This is a genomic window from Catenibacterium sp. RTP21428st1_D7_RTP21428_210409 (assembly GCF_040227455.1).
GTDB classification, from domain to species: Bacteria; Bacillota_I; Bacilli_A; order Erysipelotrichales; family Coprobacillaceae; genus Catenibacterium; species Catenibacterium mitsuoka_A.
Map to the genome: position 1 here is coordinate 20,003 of NZ_JBEHVX010000017.1, position 14,559 is coordinate 34,561.

Below are 14,559 nucleotides of genomic sequence, written 5' to 3' on the forward strand. Positions count from 1 at the left end.
CTTTCTATTTTTATTAATAAGGTAAGCGCTTACTGGAGGACAAGTATGAATGAAATAAGGGGTGTTAGAAAAAAGAATGTTGTTAAGATTATTCAGTCGTTAGTAAAACAAGGAGGGTGTACAAAGAATGAATTAGTATTCTATACTGGTTTATCTTTATCTACGATTGATAGTCTTTTAGAAGAGATGTTGAAAAGTAATCTTGTAATTAAAGAAGGATATAGAGAATCTACTGGTGGAAGACCAAGTATGGGCTATCAAGTCAATGGAGAGTTTTCACAAACATTATGTATATATGCTTATAAGCATGATAAGACAATAACAGTTATAGGACGTCTTTATAATCTCTATAGTGAGAAGATGAAAGAAAGAAGAAAAGATGTATCTAAACTAGATTATGAAGTATTATGTTCTTTTATAGATGAGATGTTGAATGCACAGGTACATACAATATGTCTTTCATTACCTGATAGTGATATAGATATAAATATAAAGAATCGTTATAAACAGCGTATATTAATAGAAAATAATGTATATATGGGGGCTATAGGCGCTTATATTAAGCATATGCAATATGATTCTATAGTCTTATTAGATTCAAAGGGTGATTCACGTTTAGGAATAGTTATTAATGGACATCTTGTAGAAGGAAAGAGTTCTATTGCTGGACAAACTTGTTTCTTGCATGTTATAAATCATGAAGATTACAAGAATAGAAGATCTATGAAAGGTAGAAGTAAAAGACTTGTTTTAGAATTACAGAATATTATTGGAATGTTGAATCCTGAAGCTATTGTAATATGTGCTCAAAGTATTGATGAACATTATGTAGAAGAAGAACTATTAAAGATATTTAAGATGAGTGATATGCCTCATTTGATTTATATTGATAATTATATTGATGAAGTCATGTTAGGTATGGAGAGTATAAGTAAAGATAGCTTATTTGACAAAATGTCAAGATAAAGTATGATGGTAGAAAGGGATGAAAAAGATGTCACAGACAGTATTAATTACAGGTGCTTCTAATGGAATAGGGAAAGCATGTGCACGTGTATTTGCGAGAAAAGGATATGATCTTGTACTTGTTGCACGTCATAGAGAAAAACTAGAAGCAGTGAAAGCAGAATTATCTGAATATGATGTACAGATCAAAGTGATTGCGATGGATCTTACAGGAGAAGATGCTGCCGTAGATCTATATAATAATTTAGTACTTGATGATATAAGTATTGATATTCTAGTCAATAATGCAGGTTTTGGAGATCATGGTGCATTTCATGATTCATCATGGGAAAAACAGAAGAAGATGGTTTTATTGAATATAGTGGCTTTAATGCAGATGACTTATGTATTTGGTCAGTCAATGAAACGTAGAAAGAAAGGCCGTATATTGAATGTGGCTTCTATTGCCGGACTTTGTGCAGGACCTTATATGTCTACTTATTATGCAACGAAAGCTTTTGTATTATCTTTTAGTGAATCTATTGACTATGAACTGAAAGACTATAATGTAGAAGTATCATGTTTATGTCCCGGTCCTACCAAGACAGGATTTATGGATGTAGCCAACTTAGGTCAGTCTCCTATGTTTAAGTTATTTAAACCACAGTCTGCAGAGGCTGTTGCGGAAATAGGTATACAAGGTTTATTTGATAATCGTTTAGTTCAGTTCACGGGTATATCAGGATACTTATTAAATATTGCAGCAAGATTCCTACCACGCTCATTTTTAAGTTCATGTACAGGATTTGTGAACGGAAAGAGAAAAGTATGATTGAACATCCATTAGAACCAATCATAGATGAACAATGTGAAGTATTAATATTAGGAAGTTTCCCTTCAGTTAAATCAAGGAAAATTTCTTTCTATTATGGACATCCTCAAAATAGATTTTGGAAGATTATTGGTACAATCACACAAACAGACTATGAAACAATAGAAGATAAGAAAAAGATGTTGTTGGAACACCATATTGCGATATGGGATATTATTCATTCATGTACTATTACAGGAAGCAGTGATGCCTCTATTAAGGATGTTGTACCTAACGATATTAAAACTTTAATACAAGGTACAAATATCAAGAGGATATATTGTAACGGTGGAACATCTTTAAAACTTTATAAGAAGTACCAGGAAAAAGAAACAGGTATAAAGGCTATACTTCTACCTTCCTCTTCTCCTGCCAATGCCCGTTACAGATTAAGTGATTTAGTCGATATATGGAAGAAGAAATTGACTTTATAATAACCTTCATGTATGATTAATCCTGTTAATCAAGGAGGATAAATATGGAATCAATCGCATTATGGTTTGCAGGAACATTAGGTAAATACATTTCATCTAAGCTTGCAGTATTTATTGTATCTTTAGTTCCTATCCTTGAATGTCGTGGAGGATTAATTGCATCAGCATTATTAAAAGTAGATATTCGTTATGCAGTACCTCTATGTATTCTAGGAAATATCTTACCAATTCCATTTATTTTATTATTTATTAAACGTATATTTAAATGGCTTAAGAAGTTTAACTTCTCTAGACCATTAATTGAAAAACTAGAAAACCGTGCTATGAACAAGAGTAAGAACATGAGTAATGGTGAATTCTTAGGACTCTTATTATTCGTAGGTATTCCATTACCAGGTACAGGTGCATGGACAGGTTCTTTAGTGGCTGCATTACTTGATATGGACTTTAAGAAGGCTATTACAGCTATCTTCTTAGGTATCTTACTTGCGACACTTATTGTTGGTTCATTATCATATGGCTTATTAGCTGCATTCTAAAAGAGAGACTAATCATCTCTCTTTTTATATTCCTCCAATATTTCCTGCATCTTCACAAGACCTCTTTCACAATTTGGATGAAGTAGATCACAGCTTCTTGCACACCCTAAACAGAATTCATTTTCTAATAGTTTCAGTTCTTCCTCTTTCATAATTTTCACCTCAAGATATTATAGGAATAACTTTCTATGATTGACAAGCGATATGAATTTGGTAGAATGAAATTAATTAAAGGGGAGTAGCTCTTACAGAACCGTTCGTCAACACGTTATGATTTACATAACCGGATTGTTTTGGTCATTTATGATCAGCGAGACCTTTAATAAAACGATTGTTTTTATTAAAGGAGGAATACAAATGTATAAAAAAACAATTGAAGAAGTAGTAAACTCTTTAGATACAAATATTGAAAAGGGACTGACTTCTTCTGAAGCAAAGAAGAGACAAGGCATATATGGTACCAATGAACTAGAAAAGCCACAGAAAAGGTCTCTTCTTTTACGTTTTCTAGATCAGTTTAAGGATGCAATGATTATTATTTTAATTATTGCAGCAGTGGTATCTATTGTTGTAGAACCAGGAGACTGGATTGATTCTCTTATTATCGTAATAGTCGTTATGATGAATGCGATTCTAGGTGTTGTATTAGAGAGTCATGCAGAAAAGAGTCTTGAATCATTACAAGAATTATCTGCACCACAATCAAAGGTATTAAGAGATGGTGTGAAACAGACTATTGCCTCTAAGGAATTAGTACCTGGTGATATTATTATTCTTGAAACAGGGGATATGATTCCTAGTGATGCACGTTTAATTGAAGCTTATAACTTAAAGGTAGATGAATCAGCCTTAACAGGTGAATCTGTTCCTGTAGAAAAGACAACTGATCCTATTAGTCAGGATGTTGTGATTGGGGACCAGACAAATATGGTCTTCTCTTCTACAGTAGTCACTTATGGTCGTGGTGAAGCAATAGTTACATCTACTGGTATGAAGAATGAAGTAGGTAAGATTGCTGGCATGTTGAATGCGAGTGAAAAGGAATTAACACCTTTACAGGTTAAATTAAATGAAATAGGTAAAACAATTGGATTACTTTGTATTGTGATCTGTGTGATTGTATTTATTCTTGAATCATTGAGTGGTATTAGCTGGTTAGAATCATTTAAGACAGCTGTTGCGTTAGCTGTTGCAGCTGTACCAGAAGGACTTGCAGCTACTGTTACTATTGTCTTAGCTGTTAGTGTGACTAAGATGGTTAAACAGCATGCCATTATTCGTAAACTACCTGCAGTAGAAACATTAGGTAGTACTTCTATTGTATGTTCTGATAAAACAGGTACATTAACACAAAATAAGATGACTATCTTAAAGACTTACTTAGATGGTGATGAAGTAAAAGATTTAGAAGAAGCAGATTCTAAAACTGTTGATATGTTGAATGCATTTACCCTATGTTCTGATGCTTCTATTGATGATGGTAAGGTACTAGGTGATCCTACTGAAGTTGCACTAGTAGAAGCAAGTAAAAAGATGAACTTTGAAAAGAAAGCACTCATGGAAAAGTATCCACGTGTAGGAGAATTGGCTTTTGATTCTGATCGTAAGATGATGAGTGTTATTGTGAAGGATGGAAATCATTATGTGTCTATTACTAAAGGTGGACCTGATGTGATCTTAAATAGATGTCGTGATGTAGATAGTGACCAGGCTATGACTGCCAATGATGAAATGGCTAAAGATGCATTAAGGGTTTTAGCTGTGGCAGTGAAGATATATGATACAATGCCTACTAACATTACAGTAGAAGAAATAGAAAATGATATGGACTTTATTGGGTTTGTAGGTATGATTGACCCAGCTCGTCCAGAAGCAAAAGAAGCCATTAGAGTTGCTAAGCATGCAGGTGTGCGTACTATTATGATCACTGGTGACCATAAGACAACAGCGACTGCCATTGCGAAGGATTTAGGTATTTTAAGTGAGGGACAGGAAGTTATTTCTGGTGAAGAATTGTCTCAGATGTCTCAGGAAGAACTAGAAAAGAATGTAGAAAAATATAGTGTTTATGCACGTGTGGCTCCTGAACATAAAGTAAATATCGTCAAAGCATGGAAATCAAAGAATAAGATTGTCGCTATGACAGGGGATGGTGTCAATGATGCACCAGCCTTAAAGACTGCAGATATTGGCTGTGCTATGGGTATTACAGGTACAGATGTAGCGAAGAATGCTGCTACTATGATTCTAACAGATGATAACTTTGCGACTATTATTCAGTCTATTAAACAGGGTCGTGGTATTTTTGATAATATCCAGAAGGATGTACAGTTCTTATTATCAAGTAATGTTGGTGAAGTACTTGCTATCTTCTTAGCTTCTATTATTGCGTTAATTAATCCTTCTTGGGGATTTGGTGTGCCATTATTACCTATTCATTTATTATGGATTAACCTCATCACAGATGCTTTACCAGCCTTTGCGATTGGTTTAGAACCAGCTGAAGATGATATCATGGATAGAAAACCAAGAGAAAAGGATGAAGGTTTCTTTGCGAATGGCTTAATGGTGAAAGTCATCTGGCAGGGTGTGATGGTAGGTTTACTTACTTTAGTTTCTTATTCAATTGGTCAGTATTTCAGTAATCATGAATATGCGATGACTATGGCCTTTATTACTATGTCAGGTGCTGAATTATGTCATGCTTTTAACGTAAAGAGTCATCATTCAGTATTTAATAAACAGGTATTCAACAATAAGTATTTATGGGGTGCAACAGCTTTAGGTCTTGTATTACAGTTAGCCATCATCTTTACACCTCTTTCTCATTTATTTAGTTTAGTTCCTCTTGATCCATCTCATTTCGCGATTGCAGCATTACTTGCATTCTCAGTTATCCCAATCGTAGAAATCTCTAAACGTTTCAATAAACGTTAACACCTGCATTGCAGGTGTTTTTTTTTACTATTTCTATTGCATTTATCTTATAGGAGTAGTATTATTTAGTTAGTAAAGACTAACCCTTTACTAAACACAACATATCCTTTCATATTCTCAGTTCCTTTAAACAGAGGACATAAAAAATCACAGGACGGCACACACCTGTGATTTTTTATTTAGATCTTATCTTTGAAATATGTTTTTAAAGCTTCAAAAGTTTCTGGTGAAATATAATGTTCGATACGACATGCATCCTGTGAAGCAGTTGATTCACTAACACCAATATGAATTAAGATATCTCTTAATTCAGTATGTCTTTCAAATATCATATTCGCAATCTTAGCACCAGCGTCTGTTAATGTAATGGAACCATCTTCATCCATGTTGATGAGTTCCTTCTCTTTTAATCTTTTCATCTGTTGTGAAATAGTAGGTTTAGAGAAATTCATTTCACGGGCGATATCAATGGAACGCACATGTCCTTTCTTCTTCTGAATAACTAATATAGTTTCTAAGTACATTTCTGTAGATTCACTCATCTTATTCACCTCATTTACATTATTATAGCATAAAAATTCAAATAATGAAAAAGTTAGGCTTTGCTAATATTTTTGTTGACATGCAAAAATAGTAAGGCTATACTAACATTGGAGTTAGAAAAGGCTAATTAGGTTAGTCTAATCATCTGAGGAGGCGGATTATATGCCAATTAGTATGGTAAATCCTGGAGATACAGTCATTATTAGACGTATTACAGGAACTGATAAAGTAAAGAATCATCTAGCAGAACTTGGTTTTGTAGTAGATGGGGAAGTGACTATTATCAGTAAAGTAGATAACGGAATTATTTGTAATGTGAAAGGCAGTAGGATTGCGCTTTCTGAACAGATGGCCAATCGTATATTGTTTTAAGGGAGGAGCAACATGAACTTAAAAGATGTAAAAGTGGGCGAAACAGTAACTATTAAAAAAGTAACTGGTGCAGGTCCAGTAAAAAGAAGAATTATGGATATGGGTTTAACTAAAGGACAGAGTGTTTATGTAAGAAAAGTTGCACCTTTAGGAGATCCAGTAGAAATTACAGTACGTGGTTATGAATTATCTTTGCGTAAAGCAGATGCGCAGATGATTGAGGTGGAGGAATAGTTATGAAGATAGCGTTAGCGGGTAACCCTAACTCTGGTAAAACAACGTTATTCAATGCACTGACTGGTAGTACTCAGTATGTTGGTAACTGGCCAGGGGTTACAGTTGAAAAGAAAGATGGGAAACTAAAAGGTCATAAAGATGTGACTATCCAGGATTTACCTGGTATTTATTCATTATCTCCTTATACACTTGAAGAAGTGGTTACAAGAAGATATTTAATTAATGAAACACCTGATGCAATCATTAATATCATTGATGGAACTAACCTAGAAAGAAACCTATATTTAACAACTCAGTTAGCTGAATTAGGTATTCCTATGGTTTTAGCTGTCAACATGTATGATATCATCGAAAAGAAGGGTGATAAGATTGACTTAGATCAGTTAGGTCAGTTATTTGGTTGTAAAGCAGTCACTTTAGCTGCATTAAAGAATAAAGGAACTCAGGAAGTGGCTGAAGAAGCAATTAAACTTGCACACAACCATAAAGTATCAGAACATCCTCATGTATTCGATGGTTCTGTAGAACATGCTTTGGCACATATTGAAGAATCAATTGAAAATAAAGTAGATGCATCTAAGTTAAGATGGTTTGCAGTTAAGGTATTTGAAAGAGATGAAAAGGTATTGGCTGAACTTAAATTGGATCAGGCAGTATTAAATGAAATCGAAGGTCATATTGCGGATTGTGAAACAGAAATGGATGATGATTCAGAATCTATTATCACAAACCAGAGATATACATTTATTAAGAATTCTATTAACAAGGTTCTTACAAAGAAGAATCCACATCAGACATTATCTACATCAGATCAGATTGATAAGATTGTCACTAACAGATTCTTAGCTTTACCAATCTTCGTATTAATTATGTGGCTTGTTTATTACATCTCAGTATCTACAGTAGGTGACTGGATGACTGGATGGGTGAATGATGTATTATTTGCAGAGATTATTCCACCTATAGTAGAAACTTTCCTTAAATCAATTGGTTGTGCAGCTCCATTAATCAGCTTAATTAATGATGGTATTATTGCTGGTGTAGGTTCAGTATTAGGTTTCGTACCACAGATGGCACTTATCTTCTTATTCTTAGCTATTCTTGAAGATTCAGGATATATGGCAAGAATTGCATTCATTATGGATAGACTATTACGTAAATTCGGTTTATCTGGTAAATCATTCATCCCTATCTTAATTGGTACAGGATGCGGTGTTCCAGCTGTTATGGGTACACGTACTATTGAAAATGAAGCAGATAGAAGAATGACTATTCTATTATGTACATTTATTCCTTGTGGTGCAAAGACTGTTATTATTGGTATGATCAGTTCAGCATTCTTCCCAGGTAACACTTGGATTGCGCCAGCAATGTATTTCTTAAGTATTTTAGTTATTATTTTATCAGGTATCGCATTAAAGAAGACTCGTTTCTTTGCCGGTGATCCAGCACCATTCGTAATGGAATTACCAGCATACCATATTCCTACATTAAGAGGTGTATTCATCCATGTTTGGGAACGTGCAAAAGCATTCATGATTAAAGCAGGTACTATTATCTTTAGTATTAGTATTGTAGTTTGGTTATTATCTACATTTAACTTCTCATTCCAGATGGTTGATATTGAAAACTCAATGTTAGCCTCTATTGGTCATCTATTTACAGCATTATTCGCACCAGTAGGTATTGAAAACTGGAAAGGTTCAGTAGCTGTTATTTCAGCTCTTGCAGCTAAGGAACAGGCTATTTCTACTATCTCTATCTTAAATCACATGGGTGATGCAGATTCAGGTGCTAAGGCAATTCATGCTATGGTTAATACATTCTCTGCAATGGGTGGCTTCTCATTCATGATCTTGAACTTATTCGATCCACCATGCTTTGCCGCTATTGGTACAATCATGAGAGAAATGGGTTCTAAGTTCTGGGGATGGTTTGCGATTTTATACCAGATGGTATTAGGTTATGTATTAGCTATGATCACTTATCAGTTAGGTTCATGGTTATTCTATGGTACGGCATTCGGATTAGGTCAGATTCTATCAATCGTATGTATTTTAGTAATGATCTACTTCATTGTAAGACCAGCACCTAAACCAGAATTAAAGACACAGAGAGCTTAATCAATTATGGGTAACATCATAGTTGTGGCTATTGTTGTTGTGTTGCTCATTATAGGTGTTCTTCACTACAAGAAGACATTACAGTCAGGATGTTGTGGTGAACACGATCAAATAAAGAAAATAGGTACGGGGGATAAGGATAAAAATCTTTATCCCTATCGTACTATTCTTCATATTGACGATATGTTCTGCAAGAACTGTGCAGCAACAATAGAAAATGCGTTTAATCAACATAAAGAATATCTTGCATCAGTAAACATGAATAAGAAAGAAATCACTATTCTTTCTATGAATCAACCTAATCTAGAAACATATAAACAAATGATCATCAAACTTGGTTATACACCAAGATAATTGTATAATAGGAGCAAGAAGGAGATAGTATGGGTACAATTATAGTAAGTATTTTATTAGTTATCTGGATTTGTCTTGTCCTTAGAACTATATATAAAAATAAGAAAAAAGGCATAGGTGTCTGTGGACATAATTGTAATACATGTGGCACAAATGATTTATGTCATGCTGATCTCTATAAAATGTATCGTGAAGAGATGCGTAAAGAAGGACACGCTTAGTGTTCTTCTTTTTTTAATTTGAGCATATTCATTGAATTATATCTTAAAAGGATTATACTATAAGTAGTAATAATTACTATTTATAAAAAGGAGGAAACTAATATGAAATGGGTATGTAAAGTGTGTGGATATGTATATGAAGGTGATGAATTACCTGAAGATTATGTATGTCCACTATGCGGTGTAGAACCAGAAGAATTTGAAAAAGTAGAAGAATAATATAATTATTTTTCAAAGCAAAAAAGGCTGTAACGCTTAAGGTAGTAGTCAATACTATCTGTTCGTTACAGCCTTTTAATCTGGCAGGGAATACGCCTAGTTTTTTAAAGAATATGTAAGTGTTGTGTATTTTGATTAGGTTTGATTTATTTAGTTGTTTGATATGATATAGTAGAGTGGAGTGGAGAGGTGAATATGAAGAAAATATTAATTTTATTAGTGACAATGATGTTATGTGCCTGCTCACCTGCAGAACCTATGTCACTCAAAGACAGCTATGGACAGTACAAACAAGAGAAAATCGTATATGCGAATAAGAAGGATTACATAAAGAAGAAGGATGCTTATAATGCGTATCTTGTTTATGAAATCAATAAAGATGCATGTACATTTGAAAGTGATTTAAAGTATCAGAATATCCAGTATAAGAAGGTTGAACTATCAAATGATGAGAAAGAAAAAGTTCCTGAAGCACTTATCAAATACAACCTTTATGAAGGTGAAAAACAGTTAGGTATTGCGGTTTACTTAGGTGAAGAAGCTGTTTATATTGCTAGCTATGATCAATATGATGGTAGCCCTGTATATATTGCGAAAATGAAAAAATCATAAATAAGAGCTAAAATTTATGAAAAACAGAAAATAAATAATTTTGTTTATATTTAAATAAAAATTATTGACAAAGTAAAAAAGTGATTGTATTATAGACCCAAGTTAAATAAACAAATCGATGAACGAGAAGAGTATCTTACAATCACCTACAGCGAGATGACATAGAGTGGAAGGTCATCAGGAAGATATAAGAGAAACGCACTCGGGAGAGTCTGTTGGAATTGAGTATAACAGAACGTGAATCTGCGTTAATGAAGAGGTGGTTTGTATGATACAAGCAACTAGAGTGGTACCGCGTTTATATACGTCTCTGGATTAATCCAGAGGCGTTTTTTGTTTATTAAAGGGGTGTTTGATATGAAGGAACGACGATATAGTTAAGTAGTGGGGCATTAAAATAAAACATCAAACATTTAAAGGAGAAGAAAATTATGGAAAAGAAAACATTTAAGAAAGTTGTATTAGCTTATAGTGGAGGATTAGATACTTCAATTATTATTTCTTGGTTAAAGGAAAATTATGGTTGTGAAGTTATTGCAGTTGCTGCTGATGTGGGACAGGGTGCTGGAGAGCTTGATGGTCTTGATGAAAAGGCTGCAAAGACAGGTGCTTCTAAATATATTTGTGTAGATTGTAAACCTGAATTTGTTAAGGATTTCTGTTTTGAAGCAGTTAAAGCCAATGCATTATATGAAGGTAAATATATGTTAGGTACTTCTCTTGCAAGACCAATTATTGCGAAGAAGTTAGTAGATATCGCTTTAGAAGAAGGTGCAGATGCAATCTGTCATGGATGTACCGGTAAAGGTAATGACCAGGTAAGATTTGAATTAGCTATTAAAGCATTCGCACCAGATATGCCTATTATCGCTCCTTGGAGAGAATGGGATATTAAATCAAGAGAAGAAGAAATCGAATATGCTGAAGCAAGAAAGATTCCTCTAAAGATCAACAGAGAAACAAACTACTCAAAAGATAAGAACTTATGGCATTTATCTCATGAAGGTTTAGATCTTGAAGATCCAGCTAATGAACCTAAGTATGATGAAATCCTAGAAATGGGTGTTTCACCAGAAAAAGCACCGGATGTTCCAACATATATCACTTTAACTTTTGAAAAGGGTGAAGCTGTCGCATTAAATGGTGAAAAACTTGAACCAGTAGAAATGTTAGCTAAGTTAAATGAAATCGGTGGTGCAAACGGTGTTGGTATCGCCGATATGGTTGAAAACAGACTTGTTGGTATGAAATCAAGAGGTGTATATGAAACACCAGGTGGAACTATTTTATATGCAGCACATCAGAACCTAGAAGAAATTACTGTAGATAAAGAAACACAGCATTTTAAACAGCAGGTAAGTTTAAAGCTTGCTGATAATATCTATAACGGTCAGTGGTATACACCTCTTACTGAAGCATTACTTGCATTTGTAGATAAGACTCAGGAAAACGTAAATGGAGACGTTAAACTTAAATTATATAAGGGTAATATCGTAGGTGCTGGTGTAACATCTCCAGATACATTACATGATTTACAGACAGCATCATTTGATGAAGATGATGATTATGATCAGTATGATGCTAAAGGATTTATCACATTATACGGTTTACCAATCAAGGTAAAAGCTAAGTTAGATCAGAAGAAAAAGAAATAGGAGTTTAAGATATGGTATTGTGGAAAGGTAGATTTTCTAAAGAATTAAATCATGAAGTGAATGCATTCAATTCATCTCTTTCATTTGATCATCGTATGTATAAGCAAGATATCAGAGGATCTCTTGCTCATGCAAAGATGTTATGTAAACAGAGTATTATTGAAGAGAAAGATTATGAAGAGATTGTAGAAGGTTTAAATGCAATTTTAAAAGAGATTGAAGAGGGTACACTCCTCTTTGATCCTGAAGCTGAAGATATTCATATGTTTGTGGAAAGTGAACTCACAAAACGTTATCCAGTGGCTGGTAAAAAACTACATACAGGACGTTCTAGAAATGATCAGGTTGCATTAGATCTTCGTTTATATGCACATGATGAAATTCTAGAAATCAAGAAGATGTTAGTGAACCTGATTCATACATTAACAGATTTAGCTGAACATAACCTTGATACAATCATGCCAGGATATACACACTTACAAAGAGCACAGCCTATTACTTTTGCACATCATTTAATGGCTTATGCATCAATGTTCTTAAGAGATATTGATCGTTTAGAAGATGTTGATAAGAGACTTTATGTATCACCTCTAGGAAGTGGTGCACTTGCTACAACAACTTATCCATTAGATAGACCATTTGTGGCAGAAGAATTAGGTATGTATGATATTATGTATAACTCTTTAGACGGTGTGAGTGATCGTGATTATGCGATTGAGTTATCAAGTGCCTTAGCCACAATCATGATGCATTTATCAAGATTCTCAGAAGAAGTGATTCTATGGTGTTCATGGGAATTCAAATTCATTGATCTTGATGATGCCTATGCAACAGGTTCTTCTATTATGCCTCAGAAGAAGAATCCAGATATTGCAGAATTAGTAAGAGGTAAGAGTGCAAGAGTCATTAGTGATGTGAATACATTACTTACAATGATGAAGGGACTCCCGCTTGCTTACAATAAAGACATGCAGGAAGATAAAGAAGCTTTATTTGATGCAATTGATGAAGTTAAGCTTTGTCTTCCAGTCTTTACAGATATGATGGCAACTATTACTGTTCATAAAGATAAGATGAGAGATGCTGCTGCAAGAGGATTTATCAATGCAACAGATTGTGCAGATTATTTGACTAAGAAGGGTATGCCATTTAGAGATGCTTATAAGATTACTGGGGAACTTGTAAGATACTGTATTGAACATGGAGAAACATTAGAAACACTTCCTCTAGATGTTTATACAGGTTATACAGATATGTTTGGTGAAGATGTTTATCAGGCTATTTCATTAGAAACATGTCTTAACAACAGAGCAGTTGTTGGTGGACCTTCTCCTAAAATTGAGATGGAGAATATTCATAGAATCAATCAGAAAGTGAGTGGATATTGTGATTAAAGCAGGTATTATTGGTGCAAGTGGTTATGCAGGATGTGAACTATTAAGAATCTTATTAATGCATCCTGAAGCAGAAGTAACAGCTATTTCTTCACATAGCTATACTGGTAAGAAGATTTATGATCTTTATCCTAACTTCTATCAGGTATGTGATTTAGAGTTTATTGAAGATACAGAAGTCATTGAGAAAGCAGATATTATTTTTGCATCTCTTCCTCATGGATTATCTGAAAAGTATGCCAAGACATGTGTAGAAAAGGGTAAGAAGTTTATTGATTTAGGGGCTGACTTCAGACTTGATAAAGAAGAAGATTATCAGAAATGGTATGGTTTAGATTATAACTTACCAGAACTTCATAAGAATCAGGTATATGGTTTACCTGAAGTCAACAGAGATAAAATCAAGGATGCAACTATTATTGGAAATCCTGGCTGTTATCCTACAACTATTACATTAGGTCTTTATCCTTTATTAAAGAATAAGCTCAATGTATCACAGAAGATTATTATTGATTCAGCATCAGGTACAACAGGTGCTGGTAAGAACTTAAGTGATGGTATGCATTTCCCAAGATGTAATGAATCGTTCCATCCTTATAAAGTAGGTGTACATAGACATACACCAGAAATTGAACAGGAATTAAGTAAGATGAATGAAAAAGATGTACATATCACATTTGTCCCTCATTTACTTCCTGTAGACCGTGGTATTGTTTCTACTATTTATGTTCCTGTAGATAAGTCTCTAGAAGAAATCTATGAAACATATGTGGAAGCTTATAAGGATGAACAGTTTGTGAGAGTATTACCTCTTGGACAGGTCGCAGACTTAAAGTTTGTGAAAGCATCTAACTATTGTGATATTTCATTACATATGGATGAACGTGATCATACATTAATTGTAGTGTCTACAATTGATAATATGGTGAAAGGTTCTGCTGGTCAGGCAGTACAGAATATGAATATTATGTATGGACTCGATGAGAATACAGGTTTAAATCTTGTCGCTCCATCATTCTAAGGAGGAAAGTGTGAAACAAAAATCAATCAAAACGTATAAAAAAAGACAAACTTAAAAATAAGTTTGAATAATTTAGAAAAAA

At 33.9% G+C, this 14,559-nt stretch carries 17 protein-coding genes and 1 other annotated feature; of the genes, 15 read left to right on the forward strand and 2 right to left on the reverse strand.

Annotated features, from left to right (window positions below; translation table 11 throughout):
• The first annotated feature begins 45 nt into the window (after positions 1-45).
• From ABUA27_RS04225 to ABUA27_RS04240, 4 genes are read left to right on the forward strand one after another with little or no spacing between them, the layout of a single operon-like run.
• Positions 46-966: a hypothetical protein gene (locus tag ABUA27_RS04225; RefSeq protein WP_129981759.1), complete on the forward strand. Its 921-nt coding sequence runs from the start codon at positions 46-48 to the stop codon at positions 964-966.
• A gap of 19 nt (positions 967-985) precedes the next feature.
• On the forward strand, positions 986-1,777 hold the full coding sequence (locus ABUA27_RS04230; protein WP_238634544.1) for an SDR family NAD(P)-dependent oxidoreductase: 792 nt from the start codon (positions 986-988) through the stop codon (positions 1,775-1,777).
• Positions 1,774-2,250 carry a DNA-deoxyinosine glycosylase gene (locus ABUA27_RS04235; RefSeq protein WP_129981760.1) on the forward strand — a complete coding sequence of 159 codons (477 nt, stop codon included), beginning with the start codon at positions 1,774-1,776 and terminating at the stop codon, positions 2,248-2,250. Before ABUA27_RS04230 ends, ABUA27_RS04235 begins: the two co-directional genes overlap by 4 nt.
• Positions 2,251-2,294: 44 nt before the next feature.
• A complete protein-coding gene (locus ABUA27_RS04240; RefSeq protein ID WP_022425509.1) occupies positions 2,295-2,789 on the forward strand; it encodes a COG2426 family protein in 495 nt (164 codons plus the stop codon).
• Between the two features lie 8 nt (positions 2,790-2,797).
• Here the strand turns inward: ABUA27_RS04240 and ABUA27_RS04245 are convergent, their stop codons facing one another.
• The gene (locus ABUA27_RS04245) at positions 2,798-2,941 is read right to left on the reverse strand and encodes a hypothetical protein (RefSeq protein WP_158546305.1); all 144 of its coding nucleotides are present in this window, start codon (positions 2,939-2,941) and stop codon (positions 2,798-2,800) included.
• A gap of 205 nt (positions 2,942-3,146) precedes the next feature.
• Between ABUA27_RS04245 and ABUA27_RS04250 the strand changes: the two genes are divergently transcribed.
• On the forward strand, positions 3,147-5,726 hold the full coding sequence (locus ABUA27_RS04250; RefSeq protein ID WP_317374323.1) for a cation-translocating P-type ATPase: 2,580 nt from the start codon (positions 3,147-3,149) through the stop codon (positions 5,724-5,726).
• Between the two features lie 179 nt (positions 5,727-5,905).
• Here ABUA27_RS04250 and ABUA27_RS04255 read toward each other — a convergent pair whose 3' ends face one another.
• Positions 5,906-6,268 (reverse strand): metal-dependent transcriptional regulator, encoded by a 363-nt coding sequence (locus ABUA27_RS04255; protein ID WP_349820285.1) that lies wholly within the window; start codon positions 6,266-6,268, stop codon positions 5,906-5,908.
• 163 nt (positions 6,269-6,431) lie between these two features.
• Between ABUA27_RS04255 and ABUA27_RS04260 the strand changes: the two genes are divergently transcribed.
• From ABUA27_RS04260 to argC, 10 genes are all read left to right on the forward strand, one after another.
• Positions 6,432-6,641, forward strand: coding sequence for a FeoA family protein (locus ABUA27_RS04260; RefSeq protein WP_129981966.1), 210 nt, complete (start codon positions 6,432-6,434; stop codon positions 6,639-6,641).
• A 12-nt stretch (positions 6,642-6,653) separates the two neighbouring features.
• Positions 6,654-6,875 (forward strand): FeoA family protein, encoded by a 222-nt coding sequence (locus ABUA27_RS04265; RefSeq protein ID WP_349820286.1) that lies wholly within the window; start codon positions 6,654-6,656, stop codon positions 6,873-6,875.
• 2 nt (positions 6,876-6,877) lie between these two features.
• Complete coding sequence (feoB, locus tag ABUA27_RS04270) at positions 6,878-9,001, forward strand: ferrous iron transport protein B (protein WP_349820287.1); 2,124 nt, start codon at positions 6,878-6,880, stop codon at positions 8,999-9,001.
• A gap of 6 nt (positions 9,002-9,007) precedes the next feature.
• Positions 9,008-9,355, forward strand: coding sequence for a heavy-metal-associated domain-containing protein (locus tag ABUA27_RS04275; protein WP_330041132.1), 348 nt, complete (start codon positions 9,008-9,010; stop codon positions 9,353-9,355).
• A 29-nt stretch (positions 9,356-9,384) separates the two neighbouring features.
• A complete protein-coding gene (locus ABUA27_RS04280; protein ID WP_006505524.1) occupies positions 9,385-9,576 on the forward strand; it encodes a FeoB-associated Cys-rich membrane protein in 192 nt (63 codons plus the stop codon).
• Positions 9,577-9,678: 102 nt separating this feature from the next.
• Positions 9,679-9,795 (forward strand): rubredoxin-like domain-containing protein, encoded by a 117-nt coding sequence (locus ABUA27_RS04285; RefSeq protein WP_349820288.1) that lies wholly within the window; start codon positions 9,679-9,681, stop codon positions 9,793-9,795.
• 195 nt (positions 9,796-9,990) lie between these two features.
• Positions 9,991-10,407: a hypothetical protein gene (locus ABUA27_RS04290; protein ID WP_349820289.1), complete on the forward strand. Its 417-nt coding sequence runs from the start codon at positions 9,991-9,993 to the stop codon at positions 10,405-10,407.
• A gap of 109 nt (positions 10,408-10,516) precedes the next feature.
• Positions 10,517-10,722 (forward strand) — a binding site (T-box leader).
• Between the two features lie 116 nt (positions 10,723-10,838).
• Positions 10,839-12,062, forward strand: coding sequence for an argininosuccinate synthase (locus ABUA27_RS04295; protein WP_006506230.1), 1,224 nt, complete (start codon positions 10,839-10,841; stop codon positions 12,060-12,062).
• Positions 12,063-12,073: 11 nt separating this feature from the next.
• Positions 12,074-13,456 (forward strand): argininosuccinate lyase, encoded by a 1,383-nt coding sequence (argH, locus tag ABUA27_RS04300; RefSeq protein WP_287969399.1) that lies wholly within the window; start codon positions 12,074-12,076, stop codon positions 13,454-13,456.
• Positions 13,440-14,477, forward strand: a complete 1,038-nt coding sequence (gene argC / locus ABUA27_RS04305) for an N-acetyl-gamma-glutamyl-phosphate reductase (protein ID WP_202976633.1) — start codon at positions 13,440-13,442, stop codon at positions 14,475-14,477. The genes argH and argC overlap by 17 nt, the downstream gene beginning before the upstream one ends.
• Positions 14,478-14,559 lie beyond the last annotated feature (82 nt).